At 71.9% G+C, this 24,181-nt stretch carries 24 protein-coding genes and 1 tRNA gene; 7 read left to right on the plus strand and 18 right to left on the minus strand.

What is annotated here, in order from left to right:
* Positions 1 to 18: 18 nt before the first annotated feature.
* The 6 genes from JK359_RS06105 to JK359_RS06130 all read right to left on the minus strand — a co-directional run bounded on the left by JK359_RS06105 (position 19) and on the right by JK359_RS06130 (position 5,067).
* A complete protein-coding gene (locus JK359_RS06105) occupies positions 19 to 219 on the minus strand; it encodes a hypothetical protein (protein WP_372445354.1) in 201 nt (66 codons plus the stop codon).
* A 68-nt stretch (positions 220 to 287) separates the two neighbouring features.
* A complete protein-coding gene (locus JK359_RS06110; protein WP_201832803.1) occupies positions 288 to 641 on the minus strand; it encodes a DUF6233 domain-containing protein in 354 nt (117 codons plus the stop codon).
* Between the two features lie 298 nt (positions 642 to 939).
* Complete coding sequence (locus JK359_RS06115) at positions 940 to 2,100, minus strand: glycoside hydrolase family 3 N-terminal domain-containing protein (protein ID WP_236677409.1); 1,161 nt, start codon at positions 2,098 to 2,100, stop codon at positions 940 to 942.
* 550 nt (positions 2,101 to 2,650) lie between these two features.
* A complete protein-coding gene (locus tag JK359_RS06120) occupies positions 2,651 to 3,748 on the minus strand; it encodes a PP2C family protein-serine/threonine phosphatase (protein ID WP_236677323.1) in 1,098 nt (365 codons plus the stop codon).
* Between the two features lie 323 nt (positions 3,749 to 4,071).
* Positions 4,072 to 4,641, minus strand: a complete 570-nt coding sequence (locus JK359_RS06125) for a DUF4232 domain-containing protein (protein ID WP_201832368.1) — start codon at positions 4,639 to 4,641, stop codon at positions 4,072 to 4,074.
* 344 nt (positions 4,642 to 4,985) lie between these two features.
* Positions 4,986 to 5,067: transfer RNA gene (locus JK359_RS06130), tRNA-Tyr, on the minus strand.
* Between the two features lie 228 nt (positions 5,068 to 5,295).
* Between JK359_RS06130 and JK359_RS06135 the strand changes: the two genes are divergently transcribed.
* The gene (locus JK359_RS06135; protein WP_024883143.1) at positions 5,296 to 5,784 is read left to right on the plus strand and encodes a YajQ family cyclic di-GMP-binding protein; all 489 of its coding nucleotides are present in this window, start codon (positions 5,296 to 5,298) and stop codon (positions 5,782 to 5,784) included.
* Positions 5,785 to 6,085: 301 nt separating this feature from the next.
* Here JK359_RS06135 and JK359_RS06140 read toward each other — a convergent pair whose 3' ends face one another.
* A complete protein-coding gene (locus JK359_RS06140; protein WP_201832369.1) occupies positions 6,086 to 6,352 on the minus strand; it encodes a GlsB/YeaQ/YmgE family stress response membrane protein in 267 nt (88 codons plus the stop codon).
* A 155-nt stretch (positions 6,353 to 6,507) separates the two neighbouring features.
* Here JK359_RS06140 and JK359_RS06145 point away from each other — a divergent pair, with 155 nt between their 5' ends.
* Positions 6,508 to 7,764, plus strand: coding sequence for an APC family permease (locus JK359_RS06145; RefSeq protein ID WP_201832370.1), 1,257 nt, complete (start codon positions 6,508 to 6,510; stop codon positions 7,762 to 7,764).
* Positions 7,765 to 7,915: 151 nt separating this feature from the next.
* Positions 7,916 to 8,317: a YccF domain-containing protein gene (locus JK359_RS06150; protein WP_201832371.1), complete on the plus strand. Its 402-nt coding sequence runs from the start codon at positions 7,916 to 7,918 to the stop codon at positions 8,315 to 8,317.
* Positions 8,318 to 8,497: 180 nt separating this feature from the next.
* Here JK359_RS06150 and htpX read toward each other — a convergent pair whose 3' ends face one another.
* The 11 genes from htpX to JK359_RS06205 form a co-directional block, all read right to left on the minus strand.
* Entirely contained in the window at positions 8,498 to 9,358 is an 861-nt protein-coding gene (gene htpX / locus JK359_RS06155; protein WP_201832372.1) for a zinc metalloprotease HtpX, read from the minus strand.
* Between the two features lie 191 nt (positions 9,359 to 9,549).
* Positions 9,550 to 11,073, minus strand: coding sequence for an NADH-quinone oxidoreductase subunit N (locus JK359_RS06160; protein WP_201832374.1), 1,524 nt, complete (start codon positions 11,071 to 11,073; stop codon positions 9,550 to 9,552).
* On the minus strand, positions 11,070 to 12,644 hold the full coding sequence (locus JK359_RS06165; RefSeq protein ID WP_201832375.1) for an NADH-quinone oxidoreductase subunit M: 1,575 nt from the start codon (positions 12,642 to 12,644) through the stop codon (positions 11,070 to 11,072). The genes JK359_RS06160 and JK359_RS06165 overlap by 4 nt, the downstream gene beginning before the upstream one ends.
* 6 nt (positions 12,645 to 12,650) lie before the next feature.
* Complete coding sequence (locus JK359_RS06170) at positions 12,651 to 14,645, minus strand: NADH-quinone oxidoreductase subunit 5 family protein (RefSeq protein WP_201832376.1); 1,995 nt, start codon at positions 14,643 to 14,645, stop codon at positions 12,651 to 12,653.
* Positions 14,642 to 15,031, minus strand: coding sequence for an NADH-quinone oxidoreductase subunit NuoK (nuoK, locus tag JK359_RS06175; protein WP_201832377.1), 390 nt, complete (start codon positions 15,029 to 15,031; stop codon positions 14,642 to 14,644). Before nuoK ends, JK359_RS06170 begins: the two co-directional genes overlap by 4 nt.
* On the minus strand, positions 15,031 to 15,669 hold the full coding sequence (locus tag JK359_RS06180; protein WP_201832378.1) for an NADH-quinone oxidoreductase subunit J family protein: 639 nt from the start codon (positions 15,667 to 15,669) through the stop codon (positions 15,031 to 15,033). The genes nuoK and JK359_RS06180 overlap by 1 nt, the downstream gene beginning before the upstream one ends.
* On the minus strand, positions 15,666 to 16,196 hold the full coding sequence (locus JK359_RS06185; protein WP_201832805.1) for a 4Fe-4S binding protein: 531 nt from the start codon (positions 16,194 to 16,196) through the stop codon (positions 15,666 to 15,668). The genes JK359_RS06180 and JK359_RS06185 overlap by 4 nt, the downstream gene beginning before the upstream one ends.
* Before the next feature lie 113 nt (positions 16,197 to 16,309).
* Positions 16,310 to 17,278: a complex I subunit 1/NuoH family protein gene (locus JK359_RS06190; RefSeq protein ID WP_201832379.1), complete on the minus strand. Its 969-nt coding sequence runs from the start codon at positions 17,276 to 17,278 to the stop codon at positions 16,310 to 16,312.
* Positions 17,275 to 18,795, minus strand: a complete 1,521-nt coding sequence (locus JK359_RS06195) for an NADH-quinone oxidoreductase subunit C (RefSeq protein WP_201832380.1) — start codon at positions 18,793 to 18,795, stop codon at positions 17,275 to 17,277. Before JK359_RS06195 ends, JK359_RS06190 begins: the two co-directional genes overlap by 4 nt.
* Positions 18,792 to 19,418 (minus strand): NADH-quinone oxidoreductase subunit B, encoded by a 627-nt coding sequence (locus JK359_RS06200; RefSeq protein ID WP_201832382.1) that lies wholly within the window; start codon positions 19,416 to 19,418, stop codon positions 18,792 to 18,794. Before JK359_RS06200 ends, JK359_RS06195 begins: the two co-directional genes overlap by 4 nt.
* A complete protein-coding gene (locus tag JK359_RS06205) occupies positions 19,409 to 19,828 on the minus strand; it encodes an NADH-quinone oxidoreductase subunit A (RefSeq protein ID WP_201832385.1) in 420 nt (139 codons plus the stop codon). The genes JK359_RS06200 and JK359_RS06205 overlap by 10 nt, the downstream gene beginning before the upstream one ends.
* Positions 19,829 to 20,050: 222 nt before the next feature.
* On the opposite strand from JK359_RS06205, the gene JK359_RS06210 reads away from it, so the two are divergent.
* The 4 genes from JK359_RS06210 to JK359_RS06220 all read left to right on the plus strand — a co-directional run bounded on the left by JK359_RS06210 (position 20,051) and on the right by JK359_RS06220 (position 24,119).
* On the plus strand, positions 20,051 to 21,412 hold the full coding sequence (locus JK359_RS06210) for a sensor histidine kinase (protein WP_236677324.1): 1,362 nt from the start codon (positions 20,051 to 20,053) through the stop codon (positions 21,410 to 21,412).
* 25 nt (positions 21,413 to 21,437) lie between these two features.
* Positions 21,438 to 21,572, plus strand: coding sequence for a hypothetical protein (locus tag JK359_RS39780; protein ID WP_269138962.1), 135 nt, complete (start codon positions 21,438 to 21,440; stop codon positions 21,570 to 21,572).
* Positions 21,573 to 21,781: 209 nt separating this feature from the next.
* Positions 21,782 to 23,101 carry a sensor histidine kinase gene (locus JK359_RS06215; RefSeq protein ID WP_201832387.1) on the plus strand — a complete coding sequence of 440 codons (1,320 nt, stop codon included), beginning with the start codon at positions 21,782 to 21,784 and terminating at the stop codon, positions 23,099 to 23,101.
* Positions 23,102 to 23,459: 358 nt separating this feature from the next.
* Complete coding sequence (locus JK359_RS06220) at positions 23,460 to 24,119, plus strand: LuxR C-terminal-related transcriptional regulator (protein WP_504739949.1); 660 nt, start codon at positions 23,460 to 23,462, stop codon at positions 24,117 to 24,119.
* Positions 24,120 to 24,181: the final 62 nt, after the last annotated feature.

A 24,181-nucleotide genomic window follows, 5' to 3' on the forward strand; every position in this document is an offset into this window, starting at 1 on the left:
GCCCGGGCGGCGGCTCCGTCACGTCCTGGTCTCCGCCTCCCACCGGTCGGGCCCCACTCCGCGCCAGTCGATCAGCGGCGAGTCGGCCACGTCCTCGGGTTCGATCTCCAGGCCTGCCCGGCGCAGGAACTCCACCAGGTCCCGCACGTTGTGCGCGAGGCCGAGGATCTCGCCGTCCACCCGGACCCGGCGACCGCCGGTCGGGGACGGCAGGTGCACGACAATAGGACGTTTCCCGGCCATGGCTCCAGCATCATCCGGACCGCCCGGGCCCGCACCCGGGCCGGTCATTCGAGAATTCCCAGCACGGTGTCCGGCCGGCACAGCGGGCACGCGGGGACACCTCCTTCGGTCAGAACACGGACCGCCTGGTCACGGGCGACACCCTTCGCCCGCCCGCCGGCCCCTGGACAGCCGCCGACGTGCACGTACACCGCGCTACGGCCGTTCAGACCGTGCTCGACGGCCCACTCCGGAGCCGCTTGCCGGGCGGCGAGCCGACGCTGCCGTTCGGCCTCCCGGCGCTCCTCGTCCGCAATCCACCGGTCCATCAGGGCAAGCTGTCGGGCAGCCTGATGTTCGACGACACGGCGGGCGAAGCGCAGCATGTCGAGACGCGTCAGCGGACGGTCCTCGTTCACACGTTCGATTCTAGTGAAGCCGTGGGGAAGCGCGACCACCAGGACCGGATTGCCCGTTCAACGCACCTGACCACTTACCGGCTTCACCGGCTGCTGGACTCGAGCAGCGAAGGGAACCGGTCCTGTGCCGCTCGTCAGGGAACCCGTCCTGTACAAGTTCGGCGCCGACACCACGGACGACATCACCCTGCTCGCCCTGCGGCCCTCCCCGCCCGCCTGATCCTCGCGGGGGCCGGGTTCAGGAGCACAGGTTCCGCGGGGGCCGGGTTCAGGAGCACAGGTTCTGCGGGGGCCGGGTTCAGGAGCACAGGTTCACGTGCCGGACGGCCAGGACGTGCCCCGCCGCGTCGATGAGGCGGCTGCGGCTGAGGTGTCCGCCGGCCACCGCGTTGGTGATCGCGGTGGCGATCGAGGACGTCTGGGAGCCGACGTTGCCGCCCAGGTCGAACATGACCATGTCGGCACCGGAGCGCAGGGCCTGAACGGCGGCGGAGGGGACGCTGAACCCGGCGGCGGATATCGCCTTGGCGCTGAGCGAGTCGGTGAGCACCAGGCCCTTGAAGCCCAGCTTGCCGCGCAGTTCGGTGTTGATGGCGGTGGGTGACAGGCTCGCCGGATTGGTGCCCAGGCCCGGCACGATGTTGTTGGAGACCATGATGGCCGGTGCGCCGGCCTTGATGGCCGCGGTGAACGGCGGGATGCCCACCTTCTGCAGCGTCGACCAGGGCAGGGTGCGGGCGGGCCCGAAGTCGGAGTTGTAGCTGGAGCCGCCGAGGCCCGGGAAGTGCTTGACGACGGGTATCACGCCTCCGGCGCGCAAGCCGTTCATGTACGCGACGCCGTCCTTGGAGACCACTGGTGTGCTGCCGCTGAAGGACCGCCACCCGTCGGGGTTCGTCTTGCCGGGGGCCATGTTCCTGCCGTCGACGTCGACCACCGGTGCGAGATCCATGTTCACCTGGGCCGCCGACATCTTCTTGGCGACCTCGGTGACGTTCTGCTGGATCTGTGCCGGAGTCCAGTGCGCGCCCATGTAGGCGGCCCAGGGCAGGGATCCGACGAGGTTCGCCATGCGCTGGATGCCACCACCCTCCTCGTCGGTCATCACCAGCAGACCCCGGTGGCCGGGCACGTGGGACTTCAGGGCGGTCAGCCGGGAGCCGAGGTCGGACGGCGCCTTGTTGCCGAACAGCAGCACACCGCCCGCGCCGGCGCTCACCTCGGAGGTGACGTCGGACACCGAGGTCTCCGACACCGGGACGGCTATGGTCAGCATGGCCAGCCGCCGGTTCGACCACCCGGCCAGCTTCGAACTGTTGGTGCAGGCGCCGGCCGCGGTGCGGTCAGCGGCGAGGGACGCGGGGGTGCCGGACGGTACGGCGGACGGGGCGAGGGGCACGGTGGAGCCGCCGGTCCCGGGTGTCGCCCCGGTACCCGTGGCGCAGCCCGCCAGAAGCATCGCCGCCACGGCGGCACCGGCGCCCAGTCGCCGTGCGGTCGCGCGATGCTCGACGGCGCGAGGTGCGGTCGCGGCCGTGTGGTGTGTGCCCGGTCGGTGCGCGGCCGCGGTCGTGTGGTGTGTGCCCGATCGGTGCGCGGTCGTCGCGGCCGTGTGGTGTGTGCCCGATCGGTGCGCGGTCGCGCTTCCGCGGTGACGGTACGACGGGAGATTCATCGCCTGGTCTCCTTCGGGACGTCGCGACGTGCCCGTCGCGCTGAGAGCCGTAGAAGCCCGGGGTGGGCTCCACGAAGCGTGAGATGCGCTTCCGCCCGCATTTGTTCGAGGCTCCGCCGTGGCCGAAGCTCCGCGGTCGGCGTACCAACAGGATCTCGCGTCCGGGACCCGACCGGAAACGGAGCCGACTCCGACGGCCCCCGGCGGCCGTACGCTCCGCCCCTCACCGCCCACTCTCACGGCCCGGGTCACGCAAAACGTCCCTCTGGCCGAAACGCCCCCTGGCCATTCCGCGCACGCTGGACAAGGCCTGTTTCACGGCCGGCCACGACGGTCATGCCACGTCCGCCCCACCGGGAGGTGGTTCTGGCAGACCTGCGAACCGGTCGGCCAAGATCATCGCGACATCGTCCGGCAGGTCGCTGCCGGCGTGCCGGACCAGCGCCTGGTGCAGTTGCTCCAGGAATTCCGCCGGCGTGGAGCCGACGCCTATCCCCTCCAGGGCCTCCGGCAGGGCGAAGAACTGATTGTCGGGGTTGCGGGCCTCGATCACACCGTCCGTGTACAGCAGCAGGCGGTCGCCGGGGCTGAACGCATAGCTCTCGGGCTTCTCGGGGAGGTCGGCGATGAGGTCTTCGAGGCCGAGAGGCGGCGACGGCAGGCTCGGCATGAGGGGTGCGGCCCTTCCCTGGTGCAGCAGCAGCGGTGGCGGATGTCCCCGGTTGACCAACTGCACCACGGGTTCGTCCGGCACCTGCGCGATGAGCGCCGTGGTGAACCCTTCCAGGAGGACCTCCTGACCGTACGCACCCGGCACGGCGATCTCCCGTCGCAGCGCAGCCCCGCAACGGTTCATGACCTCCACCAGGTCCTCCTCGTAGTGCACGGCCTCGCGGAACGCGCCCAGTGCCACGGCGACGGCCCGCACTGCGGACAGCCCCTTGCCGCGCACGTCCCCGACGATCATCCGGACGCCGTACCGCGTCTGGACGGCCTCGTACAGATCACCGCCCACTCGTGCCCCCGTCCCGGCCGCAAGGCACAGGCTGCCGGCCCGCAGTGGGCCGAGTTGCGCGGGAACGGGCCGCAACACGACCTCCTGGGCCGCCACGGCGATGCGGCGGACCTGGTCGAGTTCCCTCTGCCTGCGCTCCTGCATGGCACGGCTGGCGATGAAACCGGCCACGGAGACCAGGGCAAGGGCCAAGAAGTTGCTGTAGACCTGCAGGGTGCCCCACGCCCCGTTGTAGGTGGCGGTGGTCACACTGATCGCCAGCGCCAGGGCCGCCGCCGCGGTGGTGCCCCTGGGCCCCAACGTCACTGCGGCCAGCGCCGGGACGGCGGTGAGCAAGGGGCCGGTGTAGATGAAATGCGCAGGCGTCAGCTCGATGACCAGCACGGCCAGCGCGATCAGATAGGGCACACACTGCATCAGCGCGAAGAGGACCCGACTGTGACCGCCTGCTCCTGGCACCGGGGATGAGTGCAAGAGCGACCTCATGCACCAAGCCTGCCTCGCCGGAAGCCACGGCTCCACTCAGTTGGCCGCTGGGCAGCGCGGAGATCGACCCGGTGGTGCTCAGCGAGAACGACGGAAGGGTCTGTGATCAGCATTCTGCTGCTCACAGACCCTTCCGGTCGTGTGGCGGCGCCATGCTTCAAACCTGGGAAGGATGAGCCGGCAGATTCACAGCGGGCTGGCTCCGCACTGTCTGAGCTGGCCTCTTTCGCGGGATGCGAGTTTCGACGGTGGGGTCAGGAAGGCTTGGCCGCCGAGACCGGGGTGACGGTCACCTTGTTGTCACACTCGGCCCACACCCCGTCGTCCAGGGCGACCTGGTGCTTCCCGGAGTGCGGTAGCCCGATGACCATCGTCGGGTACGTCACCGGGTCCTTGCCCGACACGCAGTAGCCGTCGGCCTCCCCCTGGACCTGGACGAAGGTCAGCTTCACCCACGCCTTGGCGTGCGGCCGGACCGTCACGGTGGCCGCCCTGCCGGTGGGGGTGACCTTGAGCGGGGTGTTGTGGGCGGGGGAGCCGTTGCCGGCGCCCGCGACCGTCGGATGGCCCTTCAGGACGCACGTCTTCCGGGAGACGTTGGTGAACTGCACGACCGCCGCCCCGGTCCCGGTCCCGACGGGCCGGTGGGCGGCCTGCCAGGCGCTGACCTGAAGGGCGGAGGCCGGGCAGGCGGGCGGCGGGGTGGAGGTGGCGGTGCTCGCCGCCATGGCGGTGCCGGGCAGGATGCCGGTCACCGCCGCCGCGACGGCCGTCACCGCCGTCGTCGCCAGAGCCGCCCTGCGAATGCCATTGCTGTGCCGCATGCTGTCGTTCCCCCTGAGTCGTCTCGTCCGCGGGTTTCGGTCGTCGGGTGTTGCCCCGCGGTACGCGTGGTCGTGGTACGTGAGTGCAGACGGGGCTGGAGAGCGGCAGGGTTCCGTGCGGCGACTACTGTGACGGAACGGTGACGACAGGCTGCATCCGTGCAGATGGCCGTGAGGGCAGACAGAAGCACCTCCAGCGCGCCACCGGACGGAGACGGACTGGACGAGGGACGACGACGGAGCCGCAGGCGTACGCGCCTGCTGACTGAGACGAATGCACGCCTGTGAACACCGAAAGGGTCCGCGATCAGCATTGCTGCTGGTCACGGACCCTTTCGGACGTGTGGCGGCGCCAGGATTCGAACCTGGGAAGGCTGAGCCGGCAGATTTACAGTCTGCTCCCTTTGGCCGCTCGGGCACACCGCCAAGTAGTGCTGCCGATTCGAACCCCGCTTGCGGCGGTGCTCGCTGGCAACGACGTAAACAATACCCGATGCGCAGGGGTGCTTCGCCACCCGGTTGATCTCCACCTGTGAGGTCCCGGGGTGGCTAGGCTGGTGCGGATGCGGCCCGGTGCTCAACCGGGCCCGGCGGTCGCCGCCGCGCACGCCGGTACGCACCCGATTCGCACCCCGATACAAGGAGCCACAGGACATGGCCGACTCCAGTTTCGACATCGTCTCGAAGGTCGAGCGGCAGGAGGTCGACAACGCCCTCAACCAGACCGCCAAGGAGATCTCGCAGCGCTACGACTTCAAGGGCGTGGGCGCCTCGATCTCGTGGTCCGGTGAGAAGATCCTCATGGAGGCGAACTCCGAGGACCGGGTGAAGGCCGTCCTCGACGTCTTCCAGTCCAAGCTGATCAAGCGCGGGATCTCGCTGAAGGCCCTGGACGCGGGTGAGCCGCAGCTCTCGGGCAAGGAGTACAAGATCTTCGCGTCGATCGAGGAGGGCATCTCCCAGGACAACGCGAAGAAGGTGGCGAAGATCATCCGTGACGAGGGCCCCAAGGGCGTGAAGGCCCAGGTCCAGGGTGACGAGCTGCGCGTCAGCTCCAAGAGCCGCGACGACCTGCAGGCCGTGATCGCCCTGCTGAAGGGCAAGGACTTCGACTTCGCGCTGCAGTTCGTGAACTACCGGTAAGCCGGAGCCGCGGAAGAAGCGCAAGGAGCGGAAGAAGCAGCACCAGCAGCAGGGAAGGGCGGGCATCGCCGGATGCCCGCCCTTCCCTGCTGCCGTCCCGGACCACGCTGCCGTCCCGGACCACGCTGCCGTCCCAGCCCACGCTGCCACTCGCCCTCCGCCCTGCCGCTCCTACTCCGTCCTGCCGCTCGCGCTCCACCCTGCCGCTCAGGTTGGGCCCTGCCGCTCGGGTTGGGCCTGCCGCTCGCGGCCCGCGTTGCCGGTCGTACGCCGTGCTCCGTGCTCCGTGCGCCGCACGCGGTCAGTCGCGTGAGTTGCCGAACAGGAGGCGGTAGACGATCAGCAGCACCAGGGAGCCGCCGATGGCCGCGGCCCACGTGGCGCCGTCGTAGAAGTTCTTGGTGATGGGGTGGTCCAGCCAGCGGGCCGAGATCCAGCCGCCGATGAACGCGCCCGCGACGCCGATGAGGGTCGTGCCGATGAAGCCGCCGGGGTCACGTCCCGGCAGAAGGAACTTGGCGATGGCTCCGGCCAGCAGCCCCAGGATGATCCAACCGATGATGCCCATGCCGTGAACCTGCCCTCCCGCGCTGTGTCCGCACTGTCCGGGCCCTGAATTCTCGGTGAGGACCCGCTGTCCGTCGCGCGCGTGTTCGTGCCGTGTCGATGGAGAGGACGTCGCGGATCCGTCCGGCGGTTGCCGCGCTCAGTAGGGTGCGGCGCATGACACCTACCGGTACCGGTCTGCGCCGCACACTGGGTGTGCGGGACGCCGTGGTCGTGGGCCTCGGCTCGATGGTCGGCGCCGGTGTCTTCTCGGCCCTGGGTCCGGCCGCGCGTGCGGCCGGGCCCGGCCTGCCGGCCGGGCTGGCCCTCGCCGCCCTGGTGGCCTACTGCAACGCCATGTCCTCGGCCCGGCTCGCCGCGCGCTATCCGGCTTCCGGTGGCACGTACGTCTACGGCAGGGAGCGGCTGGGTGCCTTCTGGGGCTATCTCGCCGGCTGGGCGTTCGTGGTCGGCAAGACGGCCTCCTGCGCGGCCATGGCGCTCACGGTGGGCGCGTACGTCTGGCCGGGGCAGGCGCACGCGGTGGCGGTCGCGGCCGTGGTGACGCTGACGGCCGTCAACTACGGGGGGATCCAGAAGTCGGCGTGGCTGACCCGGGTGATCGTGGCCGTCGTACTGGCCGTTCTCGCTGCCGTGGTCGTGGTGTGCCTCGCCTCCGGGCGGACCGACGCGGGCCGGCTGGACGTCGGCCTGTCGTCGGGTGCCGGCGGGGTGCTCCAGGCGGCCGGGCTGCTGTTCTTCGCCTTCGCCGGGTACGCACGGATCGCCACCCTCGGGGAGGAGGTGCGCGATCCGGCGCGCACGATCCCGCGGGCCGTGCCGGTGGCTCTGGGCATCGCTCTGGTGGTGTACGCGTGCGTGGCCGTCGCGGTGCTCGCCGTCCTCGGCGCGGACCGGCTCGGGCAGTCGGTGGCACCGCTGGCCGACGCGGTGCGGGTGGCCGGGGTGCCGGGGCTCGTGCCCGTGGTGCGGGCCGGGGCCGCGGTGGCCGCGCTGGGATCTCTGCTGGCGTTGATCCTCGGTGTGTCCCGCACGACGCTCGCCATGGCGCGTGACGGGCACCTGCCGGGCGCGCTGGCGGCCGTGCACCCGCGGTTCCGGGTGCCGCACCGGGCGGAACTGGCCGTGGGCGCTGCGGTCGCCGTCCTGGCGGCAACGGTGGACGTGCGTGGGGCGATCGGCTTCTCGTCCTTCGGCGTGCTGGCCTACTACGGCGTCGCCAACGCCTCTGCCTGGACCCTGAGTGCGGCCCCGCTGTCCCGCGTGGTGCCCGCGGTGGGCCTGCTGGGCTGCGCCACGCTGGCCTTCGCGCTGCCGGCGCTCTCGGTGGCCGTGGGCGCGGGGGTGCTCGTGGCGGGCGTGGCGGCCTACGCCGTACGACGGTGGTGGACCCGCGGGGCACACGCCGCCTGACTACACCGGCAAGCGCGGTGGACCCCGGCGGGATCGTCTCGGTACGTTCCCGATCACGCCACAGGGTCGCTGCGGTTCCCCCGGGTTGCATGATCGGCTGATACTTGTGGCAGCAGGCATGCCGGCGGTGCGACCTGGAAAGGTGCCGATCATGAAGGTGTTCAACCTGCTGCTCAACATCGTGTGGCTCGTCTTCTGCGGCCTCTGGATGGCGATCGCCTATCTGATCGCGGCGGTGATCTGTTTCGTCCTCATCGTGACCATCCCGTTCGGCATCGCGTCGCTGCGCATCGCCGGATTCGTGCTGTGGCCGTTCGGGCGGACCACGGTGGAGCGGCCGGGGGCGGGGGCCGGGTCGTTCATCGGCAACGTGATCTGGGTGATCTTCGCGGGGTGGTGGCTGGCCCTGGCGCACCTGATCACGAGCATCCCGCTCTTCCTGTCGATCATCGGTATCCCCTTCGGCTGGGCGAACCTCAAGCTCATCCCGATCTCGCTCATGCCGCTCGGACGCGAGGTGGTGCAGTCCGACGAGGGATTCGCCGGACGCTGATCGACCGCCGCCGCAACGGCGGGCGTGAGAGGGGGGCGACGGAGCCGGCGGGCAGGGGTGCCGGTCAGCGCGAGTCGGCCGGAAGTCGGGGCAGCGCGAGGCGGCCGGGAGCCGGGGCAGCGTGAGCCGGCTGGGAGCCAGGGGGCGCTGGTCAGGGGGCCGGTCGGGGGGAGGCGGTCGTCACGGGCGGCCGGCCATCTGCTCGAGGCGGGCGATCCGCTCCGCCATCGGCGGGTGCGTGGAGAACATCTTGGACAGTCCCTGGCCCGGGCGGAACGGGTTGGCGATCATCATGTGGCTCGCCGTCTCGATCCGGGGCTCGGGGGGCAGCGGCAGCTGCTTGGTGCCCGTCTCCAGCTTGCGCAGGGCGCTGGCGAGGGCGATCGGGTCGCCGGTGAGCTGGGCTCCGGAGGCGTCCGCCTCGTATTCCCGGGAGCGGCTGATGGCCAGCTGGATCAGGGTGGCGGCGATCGGGCCGAGGATCATGATCAGCAGCATGCCCAGCAGGCCGGGGCCGTCGTCGTCGTCCGAGCGGCCGACCGGGATCAGCCAGGCGAAGTTGACCAAGAACATGATCACGGAGGCGAGTGCGCCGGCGACCGAGGAGATGAGGATGTCCCGGTTGTAGACGTGGCTCAGCTCGTGGCCGATGACGCCGCGCAGCTCGCGCTCGTCGAGGAGGCGCAGGATGCCCTCGGTGCAGCACACGGCCGCGTTGCGCGGGTTGCGGCCCGTGGCGAAGGCGTTGGGGGCCTCCGTGGGCGAGATGTAGAGCCGGGGCATGGGCTGGCGGGCCTGCGTGGACAGCTCACGCACCATTCGGTATAGCGCGGGGGCCTCGAACTCGCTGACCGGGCGGGCACGCATCGCGCGCAGTGCCAGCTTGTCGCTGTTCCAGTACGCGTACGCGTTCGTGCCCAGGGCGATCAGGACCGCGACGATCAGTCCGGTGCGGCCGAAGAAGCTGCCGATGACGATGATGAGTGCGGACAGGCCCCCGAGGAGTACGGCTGTCCTGAGCCCGTTGTGCCGGCGGTGCACGGTGCGCCCTCCAAATCGTGCAGCTTGGGGAACACTCTGATCCAGTGGACCCTCCCGCTGGGGACAACGCCAGGCGGCGGCCACGAGTTCCCCGGTGCCTGCGGCGGTGCGCATCGGCCGTACGGGTGACGTGCTGGTTCGGCCCTGCGCGCGCGGGACGGAACGGGTGCCCCACGCGCGCGTGGCCACTCCTAGAAGAGTCCGGTGCCCGCGAAGCGGAGGACCAGCTGGGGCGCTCCGGACAGGGCGACGCCGATGACCCCGGCGAGGGCGACGGCGGCCGTGAGGGGGGCCGGGACGCGGTGCCGGGCGGGCTCGCCCTCGGGGGCGCGGAACAGCAGGGCCGTCCACTGCAGGTAGTAGAAGAGGGCGATCACGACGTTGACGGCCATGACGACGGCGAGCCAGCCGAGGCCCGCGTCGACGGCCGCCGAGAAGACGGTGACCTTGGCGAACAGGCCGATGACGCCCGGCGGCAGTCCGGCCAGGCACAGCAGGAAGAAGGCCAGCAACAGGGCGGTGACCGGGTGGGCGGCGTACAGGCCCCGGTAGTCGCTGATCCGGTTCAGCGCCCGGCCGCGGCCGACCACGGCGGCCACCGCGAAGGCACCGAGGTTCACGGCGGCGTACATCAGGGCGTACGCGACCGTGGAGCCGATCGCCTTCTCGGCGTCCTTGGTGTAACCGGCGGCGGCGATCGGCACCAGCAGGTACCCGGCCTGGCCGACGGAGGACCAGGCGAGCAGCCGTACGGCGCTGTACGCGCGCGTGGCCTGCTGGCGCAGCGCGGCGACGTTGCCGACGGTCATGGTCAGGGCGGCCAGGGCGGCGAGCGCGGGCCCCCAGACGTCGGCGTACGACGGGAACGCGACGACGGTGACGAGGATCAGGCCGGAGAAGCCGACGGCCTTGCCGACGACCGACAGGTAGGCGGCGACCGGCAGGGGCGCGCCCACATAGGTGTCGGGCACCCAGAAGTGGAACGGCACGGCGGCCGTCTTGAAGGCGAAGCCGACCAGGGTGAGGACGACACCGGTCTGGGCGAGGGTGTGCAGCTGCCCGTCGACGTGCGGCAGGCGCTGGGCGACCTGGGTGAGGTAGAGGGTGCCGGTGGAGGCGTAGACGAAGCTGATGCCCATCAGGCTGACCGCGGTGGCGGTCACCGAGGACAGGAAGAACTTCAGGGCGGCCTCGGAGGACCGCTTGTCGCCGTGCCGGATGCCGACGAGGGCGAACGCGGGCAGGGAGGCGACCTCCAGGGCGACGATCAGGGTGGCCAGGTCGCGGGAGGCGGGCAGCAGGGCGGCGCCGGCCGCGGAGGACAGCAGCAGGAACCAGAACTCGCCCGCCGGTACGCGGCGCCGGTCGTCGTCCAGGTGGGTGACGGACAGCAGGGCCGCGAGCAGGGCGCCGCCGAGGACCAGGAACTGGATGACGAGGGTGAACCGGTCGACGGTGTAGCTGCACGCGCGCGTGCTGCCGTTCAGGCAGAAGGTGCTGCGGTCGCCGTCCAGGAGGGGCAGGAGCAGCAGGGCCGAGGCGGTGAGTCCCGCGACCGAGACCCAGCCCAGGACGGCCTTCCTGGGCTCGGGCACGAACAGGTCGGCGACGAGGACGACGAGCGCCACCACGGCGGCGAGTGTGGGCGGGGCGATCGCGAGCCAGTCGACGGACTGGACCGCCGGCTGGGCGAGCGGCTGGGCCAGGGCGCTCATCGGGTGCCTCCTGCGAGGAGCTGCTGCACGGCCGGGTCGGTCAGCCCGAGCAGGGCCTTCGGCCACAGTCCGGCCAGGACGGTGAGGGTGACGAGCGGTGTCCAGGCGGCGAACTCGTAGCCGTGCACGTCGGCGAGTTTCGGGACTTCGTGCTCCGCGCCGCCCATGCAGACCCGGCGGACCACGATCAGCATGTACGCGGCGGTCAGCAGGGTGCCGAAGGCGCCGATGGCCATGAAGGTGAGGAACGCGGGCCGGCTGAGGCCGGCGGCGGGCTCGAAGGAGCCGAACAGGGCGAGCATCTCGCCCCAGAACCCGGCGAGTCCCGGCAGGCCGAGGGAGGCGACGGCACCGAAGGCGAGCAGGCCGCCGAGGCGCGGGGCCTTGCCGTACAGGGCGGCGCCGGTTCCCTCGGCGAGGGTGTCGAGGTCGGTGGTGCCGGTGCGGTCCTTCAGCGCGCCGACCAGGAAGAACAGCAGGCCGGTGATGAGGCCGTGGGCGATGTTGGCGAACAGGGCGCCGTTCACGCCGGTCGGGGTCATGGTGGCGATGCCGAGCAGGACGAAGCCCATGTGGCCGACGGAGGAGTAGGCGATCAGTCGCTTGAGGTCGCCCTTCGCGCCCCGCTTGGCGAGGGCCAGGCAGGCCAGGGACCCGTAGATGATCCCGACGACGGCGAACGCGGCGAGGTATGGCGCGAAGGTGTGGAAGCCGTGCGGCGCCACCGGCAGCAGGATCCGGACGAAACCGTACGTACCCATCTTCAGCAGGACACCGGCCAGCAGCACCGAGCCGACGGTGGGGGCCGCCGTGTGGGCGTCGGGCAGCCAGCTGTGCAAGGGCCACATCGGCGTCTTCACGGCGAGCCCGAGCCCGATCGTCAGAACGGCGATGACCTGCACGGAAGCGGTCAGTGACCGGCCGTTGTCAGTGGCGAGTGCCACCATGTCGAACGTGCCCGCCTTGATTCCGATCAGGAGCAGGCCGAGCAGCATGACCACGGAACCGAGCAGGGTGAACAGGATGAACTTCCACGCGGCCCGGGTCCGGCCCTCGCCGCCCCAGCGGGCGATGAGGAAGTACATCGGGATGAGCACCGTCTCGAACGCGAGGAAGAACAGCAGCAGGTCGAGGACGGCGAAGGTCGCGAGGGTGCCGGACTCGAGCAGGAGCAGCAGCGCGACGAACGCCTTCGGGGACCCGCCGGCGGGCGGGTTGAAGTAGGAGTACAGCGCGCAGAGGAAGGTCAGCAGCGCGGTCAGGACCAGGAGGGGGAGCGAGATGCCGTCGATGCCGAGGTGGATCCGCACGTCGAGCGCGGGGATCCAGCTGATGTCGGTCGTGGCCTGCATCTTCGACGGGTGGTTGTGGTCGAAGCCGAGCGCGAGGACGATCGCGGCGGCGAGGATCACGCCGGTCACGGTCACGCCGTGCCGGAGCACGGCCTGCTCGGGCGACTTCCCCTTCAGCCCGGGCGGGGCCGGGAGGAGAGCGGCGGCGGCACCGAGGAGCGGGCCGACGACGACGAATGCCAGAAGGAACTGCATCACGGACTCGTTGATATCGATCACGCCTGCTCACGCTCCCGTGGCGACGAGGAGGACGGCGACCGCCAGGACGACGGTGCCGGCGAGCAGCGCGCTCACATAGGTCTGCACATTGCCGGTCTGGGCGCGCCGGACGGCGGCCCCGAGCAGCCGGGGCAGGGCGGCGGCGGCACCGACGTAGGTCTCGACGACCTCGCGGTCGAGGAACCGGACGAGCCGCGCGCCGGCCTGGACCGGACGGACGAACAGGGCCGTGTACACGGCGTCCAGGTGGAAGCCCGAGGCCGCCGCCCGGTGCAGCGGGCCGAGCAGCAGCCTGCCGGGGTCGGCTGGGTCGGGGGCGTAGGCGATGTCGCCGTAGGCCGGCTCGTGGGTGGCGATGGCCTCGGCCTCGACCAGGCCCGCGTCGCCCTCGGGGTGGGCGGCGACGGCGCCGATCGGGGTACGTGCGGCGAGCGCCGTGGTGCGCTGCCAGGCACCGTAGGTGAGCAGTCCGCCGACCAGGGCGAGGCCCGTGCCGAGGATGGAGGTGAGGAGGGTCGGAGCCAGGTCGCGGCCGTCGAACCAGCCGGGCAGTGAGCGGTAGGCGAGCCCGCCGAAGGCCAGGGACGGGACGGCGAGGACCCACAGCACGACGGTCATCGTCAGGGGCTGGCGGCCGTGATCGGGGGCCTCGGCGCCCTTGCCGCGGAACGCCAGCAGCCACAGCCGGGTGGCGTAGGCGGCGGTGAGCAGGGCGGTGACCATGCCCGCGACGAGCACGATCCAGCCGGCGGCGCCGGGCACGTGCGCGGTGTGGCCGCCGGTGGCGTGCTCGGCGGTGCCGAGGACGGACTCCTTGGAGAAGAAGCCGCTGAACGGGGGGATCGCGGCGAGCGCGAGCAGCGCCACGGTCATCGTCCAGTAGGCGTCCGGGATGCGGTCGCGCAGGCCGTGCATGCGGGACATGGCGGCCAGCGAGTTGGTGCCGGCGGCGTGGATGATCACGCCGGCCGCGAGGAACAGCAGCGCCTTGAAGGCGCCGTGCGACAGGAGGTGGAAGACGGCGGCGCCGCGGTCGCCGACGGCGAGGGCGCCTGTCATGTAGCCGAGCTGGCCGATCGTCGAGTAGGCGAGGACACGCTTGATGTCGTCCTGGGCGAGCGCGGCGAGTCCGGAGCCGGCCATCGTCACGGCGGCCATGACGGCGAGGACCAGCATCGCGGCAGAGGAGGCCTCGAACACCGGGAGGAGACGGGCGATGAAGTAGACACCGGCGGCGACCATCGTCGCGGCGTGGATCAGTGCCGAGACGGGTGTGGGGCCCGCCATCGCGTCAGGGAGCCAGGTGTGCAGCGGGAACTGCGCCGACTTGCCCGCGACGCCCGCGAGCAGCAGCAGTGCGACCACGGTGGGGTGGTGCAGGTTGCCGCCCGCGACGGCGCCGAGGACGCGTGTGATCCGGAACGAGCCGGCGTCGGTGGCCAGGGCGAACAGGCCGATGAGGAACGGCACGTCGCCGAGCTTGGTGACCAGGAAGGCCTTCAGGGAGGCGGCGCGGGCCTCGGGGGTCTCCCAGTAGTGGCCGACCAGGAAGTAGGAGCAGATGCCCATGACTTCCCAGCCGACCAGCAGCACGATCAGGTCGCCGGAGTAGACGACCAGGAGCATCGCGGAGGTGAAGAGGGAGACGAGCGCGGCGTACGAGGGGTAGCGCGGGTCGTCGCGCAGGTAGCCGGTGGAGTAGATCTGCACGCAGGCCGCGACGAACGCGACCAGGACGGCGACGAGCGCGGCGAAGCCGTCGATGTGCAGGGCCAGCTCGATCGGGACGGATCCGGTGGGCGTCAGCTCGGTGTGGGCGTCCACGGCCTGGCCGCCGCCCTGGCGGACGGCGACCAGCGCGGCCAGTACGAGCGAGCCCAGCGGCGGCAGCACGGCGAGCGGGCGGACGAACCCGGGGGCGGTGCGGCCGGACAGCAGGCCGGCGACGGCGCCCAGGAACGGCAGGAGGGGGACGAGGACGGCGAGGGTGGTCGTGGTCACGCGGTGGCCTCAGCCTTCTCGGCCGCGGAGGAGCCCGGGCCCTCGGTGTCCGGGCCTTCGGACTCGGGGCGCTCGGCGGTGTCGCGGAGCTTGTCGATGTCGGAGGTGCCGCGGTTGCGGTGGACGGCGAGCACGATCGCCAGGCCGATGCCGATCTCGGCGGCGGCGATGGCGATGGTGAACAGGGTCAGCGCCTGGCCGGAGTGCAGGGTCTCGCGGACGGTCCGGCTGAGCCAGACGTCGAAGGCGACCAGGTTGAGGTTGACGGCGTTGAGCATCAGCTCGACCGACATCAGGACCAGGATCGCGTTGCGGCGGGCGAGGACGCCGTACAGGCCGGTGCAGAAGAGGAGGGCGGAGAGTACGGCGGGGTAGGCGAGGTGCATCAGCGGGCGCCTTCCTTCTCGCCGGGGCCGGCCGCGGGGAGGTCCGCGGCGGTGGTCCTGCCCGGGCCGGCCGCGTCCGGCGTGGCCTTGCGGGACAGGACGATCGCGCCGACCAGGGCCGCGAGGAGCAGGACGGACAGGGCTTCGAAGGGCAGCACCCAGTACCGGAACAGGCTCGCGCCGGTGACGCGGGTGGTGCCGGCGGCCGGGCCGTCCAGGTCGATCCAGGTGGTGCGGAAGGCGTCCACGACCACCCAGACCAGGGCGACGGCCGCGGCGACCGCGACGGTCAGGGCGGCCCAGCGGTTGCCGGAGTCGGCGTCCGGGGAGCGCCCGATGGGGGCCCTGGTGAGCATCAGCCCGAACAGGAGGAGGACGACGACGGAGCCGACGTAGATCAGGACCTGCACCCAGGCGATGAATTCGGCCGTGAGCAGCAGGTACTCCACGGCGAGGCCGCCGAGTGCGACCACCAGCCACAGGGCGGCGTGCACCAGCTGCCGGGTGGTGACGGTGACGAGCGCGGCGCCGAGGGTGACCAGGCCGACCAGGAGGAACGCGATCTCGACGCCGGTCGGGGACAGGAAGCCGTGCGAATCGGCGGCGGCCACGGTGGCCGTTGCTGCGGTGAGGCTCACGACTCACCCTCCTGCGGTTCCTGCGGTTCCTGCGGTGCGGCCTGTGCGGCCTGTGCGGCCTGTGCGGCGGCCAGCTTCTCGGCCGTCTTGCGGGCCGCGGCGATCTCCTTGGGCTCCTCGGCGCTGGGGTCCAGGGCGGGCGGGGCCGGTACGGTCCACATCCACTCGCGGAGCTTGTCCCGTTCGTGGGTGAGTTCGCGGATGTCGGTCTCGGCGTACTCGAACTCCGGGGACCAGAACAGTGCGTCGAAGGGGCACACCTCGATGCAGATACCGCAGTACATGCACAGGGAGAAGTCGATCGCGAACCGGTCGAGGACGTTCCGGCTGCGCTCACGGCCACCGGGGGCGGCCGGCGGGACCGTCTCCTTGTGGGAGTCGATGTAGATGCACCAGTCCGGGCACTCGCGGGCGCAGAGCATGCAGACCGTGCAGTTCTCCTCGAACAGGCCGATCACTCCGCGGGTGCGGGGCGGCAGCTCGGGCAGGGCGTCCGGGTACTGCTCGGTGACGGACTTCCGCGTCATCGTGCGCAGGGTGACGGCCAGGCCCTTGGCCAGGCCACTACCGGGAATCGACAGGCGGGGCCGCCCGGAGGGCTTCGTTGCGGGGTGGTGGTCGGGTGACGGGCGGGACATGGTTACTGGATCACCACCTTGACGATGCCGGTGAGGGCGATCTGGGCGAGGGAGAGGGGCACGAGCAGGGTCCAGGAGAGCTTCTGGAGCTGGTCCTCGCGCAGCCTGGGGTAGGTGACGCGGAGCCAGATGACGACGAACGCGAGGATCGCGGTCTTCAGCAGGGTCCACAGCCAGCCCAGGCCGTCCGTGCCCCACGGGCCGTGCCAGCCGCCCAGGAAGAGGACGGTGGTCAGGCCGCACAGGACCACGATGCCGGCGTACTCGGCGAGCAGGAACAGGGCGAAGCGCAGACCGGTGTACTCGGTGTACGCGCCGAAGATGATCTCCGAGTCGGCGACCGGCATGTCGAAGGGCGGGCGCTGGAGTTCGGCGAGTCCGGCGACGAAGAAGACGACCGCGCCGACGAGCTGCCAGGGCACCCACCACCAGTGGAAGCCGTGCAGGATGCCGGGAAGGGAGACGGTGCCCGCCGCCATGGCGACGGAGGCCGCCGCCAGCAGCATGGGGAGTTCGTAGGCGAGCAGCTGGGCGGCCGTGCGCAGACCGCCGAGCAGGGAGAACTTGTTCGCGCTGGCCCAGCCGGCCATCAGCGAGCCGAGCACGCCGACGCCCATCACGGCGAGCACGAAGAAGACGCCCGCGTCGAGGACCTGGCCGACGGCGCCCGCGCTCGGGCCGATCGGGATGGCGAGCAGTACGAGGAGGTACGGCAGCAGGGCCACGGCGGGGGCGAGCTGGAAGACGCGGCGGTCGGCGCCGGCCGGGACCACGTCCTCCTTCTGCGCGAACTTCACGCCGTCGGCGATGAGCTGGGCCCAGCCGTGGAAACCGCCCGCGTACATGGGGCCGAGGCGGCCCTGCATGTGGGCCATCACCTTGTGCTCGGTCTGGCCGATGATCAGCGGGAAGGTGAGGAAGACGACGAAGACGACCAGGAGTCGCAGGGCGACGTCCAGCGCGTCGTTCACTGCGGGCCTCCTGCGGGGTCTTCGGGGGTGTTCGGATCTGCGCTCGGGCCTGCGTTCGGATCTGCGCTCGGGCTCGCGTTCGGATCTGCGCTCGGGCTCGCGTTCGGATCTGCGCTCGGGCTCGCGTTCGGATCTGCGCTCGGGCTCGCGCTCGGATCTGCGCTCGGGCTCGCGCTCGGATCTGCGCTCGGGCTCGCGCTCGGATCTGCGCTCGGGCTCGTGCTCGGATCTGCGCTCGGGCTCGTGCTCGGGTCGGTGTCCGCGCCTTCGGCGGCTTCGGGGTCCTCGGTTCGGCGGGGCCCGGGGGCACCCGTCCGCTCGGACTCGGGTGTGCCCGCCTCCTCGGCGAAGGCCGGGCGGGCGTGGTGCCACGGGGCGTCCGAGCTGCGCGGGGCCGTGCTGCGGCGGGCGGGGCGGGCCGTGCCGTCCGGCTCCGCCGGTTGCGAACCCCCGGTGGGTTCAGCCGGGGCCCGGGACGGGGCCGGTTCCGGGGCTTGGGCCCGCTGGGAGGCCGAGCCCCCGGAGGCGCTGCGCGCGCGCCGCGGCCGGGCGGGCGCACCAGCGGCGGAACCAGCACCGGTGCCGGCCTCGGCGGCAGTGCCAGTGCCCGTACCAGCGTCGGGGGCAGGGCCCGTACCAGCCTCGGGGGCAGTGCCCGTACCAGCGTCGGGGGCAGGGCCTGTACCGGTGTCGGAGGGCGGGCCGGCTTGCTCCCCCGTCAGAGGCTGCGGGGCAGCCGGGCCGGTCTGTGCGGCCGGGGCCGCCTGGCTGGCCGAGCCCTCCGATGCCGAGCGGGTGCGCCGTACCGGGCGGTCGCCGGCAGCGCGGGCCGGGCGGTCGCCGGTAGCGCGGGCCGGGCGCTCGCCGGTAGCGCGGGCCGGGCGCTCGCCCGCCGTACGTCCTGCCGCTCGGGCCGGGCGGGCGGGGGCAGGGGGGAGCTGGCCCTTCAGGGGGCCCCACTCGTTGGGGTCGGGGACGCCCGGGGGCAGCATCTGGCGGCGCTTGGGACCGCCGTGCGCCGCGCCCGCCGCGGGCTCGCCCGGCTCCTTCGCGCCCGGCCAGGCCTTGGCGACGCGGGCGGCCAGGACGAAGTCCTTGCGCAGGGGATGGCCCTCGAAGTTCTCGGGGAGGAGGAGGTGGTCCAGCCCCGGGTGGCCCTCGAAGACGACGCCGAACATCTCGTGGGTCTCGCGCTCGTGCCAGGCGGCGCCCGCGTACACGCCGACGGCGCTGGGCAGGGCCGGCGCGTCGTGCGGAACCGTCGTACGGACCAGGAGCCGGCGGACCGGGTTCAGGGCGACGACGTGCGCGGAGACGCGGAAGCCGGCGCCGGGTTCGTCGACCGCGCTGAGCCAGTCGAAGTAGGTGCAGGACAGCGTCGTACGGGCGGTCTCCAGGGCGGTGAGCCAGGAGGACGGCGGTACGTCCACGGTCAGGAGGTCGTACGACTCCTCGGCCGTGGCGTCCGGGCCGAAGAGTTCCCCGGCGGGAGCGGGCAGCCAGCCGGCCGTGGTCATCGCGTCTCCTCCTCGGCGGCCGGCAGCGTCTCCCCCTCGGCGGCCGGCAGCGGGGGCCGGACCAGGTCGCTCTGCAGGGCGGCGGCCGACGGACGGTCGGGCCCGTTGCCGTACCGCTCCCCCAGGGACTCGCGAGCGATCTTCTCCTGGAGCTTGAGGATGCCCTGGAGCAGCGCCTCCGGCCGGGGCGGGCAGCCGGGGACGTAGACGTCCACCGGGATGATCTGGTCGACGCCCTTGGTGACGGAGTAGGAGTCCCAGTACGGGCCGCCGCAGTTGGAGCAGGCGCCGAAGGAGATGACGTACTTCGGCTCGGGCATCTGCTCGTACAGGCGCTTGACGGCCGGGGCCATCTTGTCCGTGACCGTGCCCGACACGACCATCAGGTCGGCCTGGCGGGGGCCGGGCGCGAAGGGGATGACGCCGAGGCGGATGAAGTCGTGGCGGGCCATCGAGGCGGCGATGAACTCGATCGCGCAGCAGGCGAGGCCGAAGTTGAAGACCCAGAGCGAGTAGCGCCGGCCCCAGTTCAGGACCACCTTCATCGGCTCGGGAGCCAGGCGGGCCAGGGCGCCCAGCCGCTTCGGCTCCGGCAGGTAGACGGGATCGGGGTTCACGTCCATGCCAGGACGCCCTTCTTGTATGCGTACAGCAGGCCCACGGCGAGGAAGCCGAGGAAGATGAACATCTCCACCAGCGTCGTCGCGCCGTAACCGGGGGCGGCGAAGACCGTCGCCCAGGGGAACAGGAAGATCGAGTCGACCGCGAAGATCACGTACAGGAAGGCGTAGACGTAGTAGCGGACCTGGGTGTGGGCCCAGCCCTCGCCGACGGGGTCGACGCCGCACTCGTAGGTCAGGAGTTTCTCGGGGGTCGGCACGACCGGGCGCAGCAGGCGGCCGGCGCCGAAGGCGACCGCGACGAACAGCACGCCGATCAGGGCGAGCAGCCCGACCACCGAGTAGGACTGGAAGTAGCCGGCCGCGACGGCGTTCGCCGCGGTGACCGACGAGTCCCCCAACGTCTCCCGCACCGTCGTCCCTCGCTCCCTGGCCTCGTGACCTTAGTGAACCCTGTCGTGCAACGTGATTCGAGGATCTGTACGCACCGGAGTCTAGGCCCTGATAAAGAGACGGTAAGCAGCCCGTCACACCATGAGACGGCAGGGGCCGGTGAGGGGTGGGGTTTTCCCCAGGCGGCGGAGGGCGGCGTACCGCATGGCGTCAGGGGTGCCGCGCACGGCAGGCTGATCAGTATGACCGCTTCCAGCTCCGCCGCCGACCGGACCCAGGGCACCGACGGGACCCAGGGCACCGACCGGACTGATCAGGCCCACGGCTCCGACCGGACTGATCGGGCCCACGGCTCCGACCGGACCGACGGTACCCATCGGACCGAGGGCGCCGACCCGACCCGTCGGGCCGGAGGGCATGACAGGGTCGCCGGCACCGGCGGAAACCACGGCACGCCCGGCGACGACCGGCTGCCTCGGCCCCGGCCGGCCTACGACGCGCACACCCGGAAGGAGATCGCGCATCTCCTGCTGAACCTGCCGGCGGCGCTGCTCGGGTTCACCTACGCGATCACCTCCCTCGCGACCGGTGGCGCCCTCACCGTCACCGTGATCGGTCTGCCACTGCTCGCGGTGTGTCTGCTGGGCGCCCGGCAGCTGGGGAAGCTGGAGCGGGCCCGGGCCCGAAAACTGCTCGGGGTGCGCGTGGAGGAGCCGTCGCCGCTGCCGATCGCCAGGGGCGGCGGGCCGGTGCAGCGGCTGTGGATGGCGCTGAAGGACCCGGTCGGCTGGCGGACGCTGCTGTACGAGGCCATCCGCCTGCCCTGGGGCGTCCTCACCTTCTGCACGGTGCTGATCTCGCTGTTCGTGCTGTGGCCTGTGCTGCCGTACCTCGCCCGGGGCATGACGAACGTGGACCGTGCGATGGTCCGCGGGCTGCTGTCGCCCTCGGACGAGCTGGAGCGCCGTATCACCGAGCTCGAGTCGGACCGCGGGATCGTGGTCGACACGGCCGCGGCGGACCTGCGCCGGATCGAGCGGGACCTGCACGACGGAGCCCAGGCACGGCTGGTCAATCTGGCCATGGGGCTCGGCCTGGCCAAGGAGAAGCTGCTGGAGGACCCCGACACGGCGGCGGAGATGGTGGCGGAGGCGCACGGCGAGGTGAAGCTGGCGCTCCAGGAGCTGCGCGACCTCGCCCGGGGCATCCACCCGGCCGTGCTCACCGACCGGGGCCTGGACGCGGCCTTGTCCTCGGTCGCCTCCCGCTGCACGGTGCCGGTGAAGGTGACCGTGGACCTGCCGTCCCGGCCGGCGGCGGCCATCGAGGGCATCGCCTACTTCACCGTCTCCGAGCTGCTGCAGAACATCAGCAAGCACAGCCGGGCCCGGACCGCGTCCGTCGACGTGTGGCGCACCGAGGACCGGCTGCTGGTCCAGGTGCAGGACGACGGCCGCGGCGGCGCCCGGCTGGACGGCGGCACCGGTATGCGCGGGCTCGCGGACCGGCTGGGCGCGGTCGACGGGCTGTTCGGGGTCGACTCCCCCGCCGGGGGGCCGACGGTGGTCACCGCGGAACTGCCGTGGCGGGACCGGCAGGAGTAGCCGGACAGCGCCCACGCACGCGCGCGTGGAGCGCATCCAGCGACCGTCGACCAGCGACTCGCGAGCGACGACCGGCAACGGCAACGACGACAACGACGGCTGGCAGTCGACAGCCGACGATCGGCAGTGGCAGCCGACGACCAGCATGAGCAACCCGTGATCGGCCCCCCGCAGCCCACGCCAACAGCCGCATCGTTCCGCCGCCACGGACCGGCAGCGCCCCGCGGCTTCCTGCCGACCGCCGTGCGAGGGTGGGGAAAACCCCCCGTTCAAGACGCCGACGGACTCCATGGTCCGAAGGCCGTGCGCGGACGACTCTGGAGACACGGCTGAACCGCCGTAGGGACGAAGAGAACGGGACGACATTCGATGGCCATGGAGTACGGACACGGGTACGCGACCGGAACCGGTCACCGGCTGCCCGCCGGCCTGCGGGCGCCGTTCGAGGCGCGCAGCTGGCGCGAGTTCGGCTACGTCCTGCTGAGCCTGCCGCTCTCCGTGCTGCTGTTCACCTGGACGGTGACCATGGTCTCGCTCGGCGCGGGCCTGCTGGTGACCTTCCTCGGCATCCCGGTGCTGGCCGCGGGCCTCGCCGGTTGCCGGGGCTTCGCCGCGCTGGAGCGGGCGCGGGCCCGCGCGCTGCTCGGCCTGGACGTGCCCGGCCCGGAGCCGCTGCGGCTGCGCAAGCCGGGCGCGGCGGCCTGGATGGGCGCGGTCCTCAAGAACGGCGCCAGCTGGCGGAACGCGCTGTACGCGCTGGTGCAGTTCCCGTGGGCGGTGTTCTCGTTCTCGACGGCGGTGACCTTCTGGACCTGCGGCTGGGGGCTGCTGACCTATCCGCTGTGGTTCTGGACGTTCCCGGCGTACGCCGGCCAGGACGGGATCCAGCTGTACGGCGACGCCCACCACAGCGTCTACCTCGACAACCCGTTCGAGATCAGCGTGACCGCGCTGGTCGGGCTGGTGTTCACGCTGGCGACGCCGTGGCTCGTACGGGCCCTGACGACCGTGGACGGGCTGCTCGTGCGAGGGCTGCTCGGGCCGTCCCTGCTGTCCGCGCGGGTAGTGGAGCTGGAGTCGGACCGGGGGGTCGTGGTCGACACCGCCGCCGCCGACCTGCGGCGCATCGAGCGGGACCTGCACGACGGGGCGCAGGCCCGGCTGGTCAGCCTCGCCATGGACCTGGGGCTGGCGAAGGAGAAGCTGAAGGAGGACCCGCAGAGCGCGGCGCGCATGGTGGAGGACGCGCACGGCGAGGTGAAGACGGCGCTGCAGGAGCTGCGCGACCTCGCCCGGGGCATCCACCCGGCCGTGCTCACCGACCGGGGCCTGGACGCGGCGCTGTCGGCCGTCGCCTCCCGCTGCACGGTGCCGGTGCAGGTCGAGGTCGACCTGCCGTCCCGGCCGGCTCCGGCCATCGAGGGCATCGCCTACTTCACCGTCTCCGAGCTGCTGCAGAACATCAGCAAGCACAGCCGGGCCCGGACCGCGTCGGTCGACGTGTGGCGCGCCGAGGACCGGCTGATGCTGCAGGTGATCGACGACGGTGTGGGCGGCGCCGACGCCGCCGGGGGCTCCGGGCTGGCCGGACTCGCCGGGCGCCTGGACGCGGTGGACGGCGTCCTCGTGGTGCAGTCCCCGCCCGGCGGCCCCACCAAGGTGATCGCGGAGCTGCCCTGGCGCCCCTGACGGCGCCCGCCCCCCACCCCGCCCCCGGCAATCCGCCGCGCTGCGGTAGTCCCCCTGGCAATCCTCCGCCCTGCGGTAGTCGCCCTGGCAATCCTCCGCCCTCCGGTGATCCCCCCGGCGATCTCCCGGCAGGGCGGCGGTCCGGCACGATTCCTGGAATGCTGGGCCACCGAAGGACGTCACGGGCGCACGCCACGGACGGCACACGCCCCGTACGACGGACAGCACGTCCCGTACGGCGGACGGGGTGTGCCGCCGCCGGCGTGGTCACGGACGACGGGGAAACGCGGACGCGCGCCATGGGCGGGCGGGGCCGCGGTATCGGGCTGTGGGGGGCCGGGAGATCGTGGAGGACAAGGTGCGCGTGGTCATCGCCGAGGATTCAGTGCTGCTCAGGGAGGGCCTGACCCGGCTGCTGACCGACCGCGGGCACGACGTCGTGGCCGGCGTAGGCGACGCGGACGCGCTGGTGAAGACCATCTCCGACCTGAACGAGCAGGGCGAGTTGCCCGATGTGGTCGTGGCCGACGTACGGATGCCGCCGACACACACCGACGAGGGCGTCCGCGCGGCCGTGCTGCTGCGCGGACTGCACCCGGGGCTCGGGGTCCTGGTGCTGTCGCAGTACGTGGAGGAGCGCTACGCCACCGAACTGCTGGCCGGTTCCAGCCGGGGCGTGGGCTATCTGCTCAAGGACCGGGTCGCCGACGTGCGGGAGTTCGTCGACGCGGTGGTGCGGGTCGCCGAGGGCGGTACGGCGCTGGACCCCGAGGTGGTCGCCCAGCTGCTCGGCCGCAGCCGCAAGCAGGACGTGCTGACGGGACTCACCCCGCGGGAGCGCGAGGTGCTGGGGCTGATGGCGGAGGGCCGTACGAACTCGGCGATCGCCCGGCAGCTGGTGGTCAGCGACGGTGCCGTGGAGAAGCACGTCAGCAACATCTTCCTGAAGCTCGGCCTGGCCCCCAGCGAGGGGGACCACCGTCGGGTTCTGGCCGTCCTCACCTACCTGAACTCCTAGGCTCGGCTGCCTGAACTCCTGGGCACCGCCCGCTGCCGGCGCCCGGCCCGCCTCGGCGACGC

Source organism: Streptomyces actinomycinicus (assembly GCF_016741775.1).
In the GTDB taxonomy this organism is placed as follows: domain Bacteria; phylum Actinomycetota; class Actinomycetes; order Streptomycetales; family Streptomycetaceae; genus Streptomyces; species Streptomyces actinomycinicus.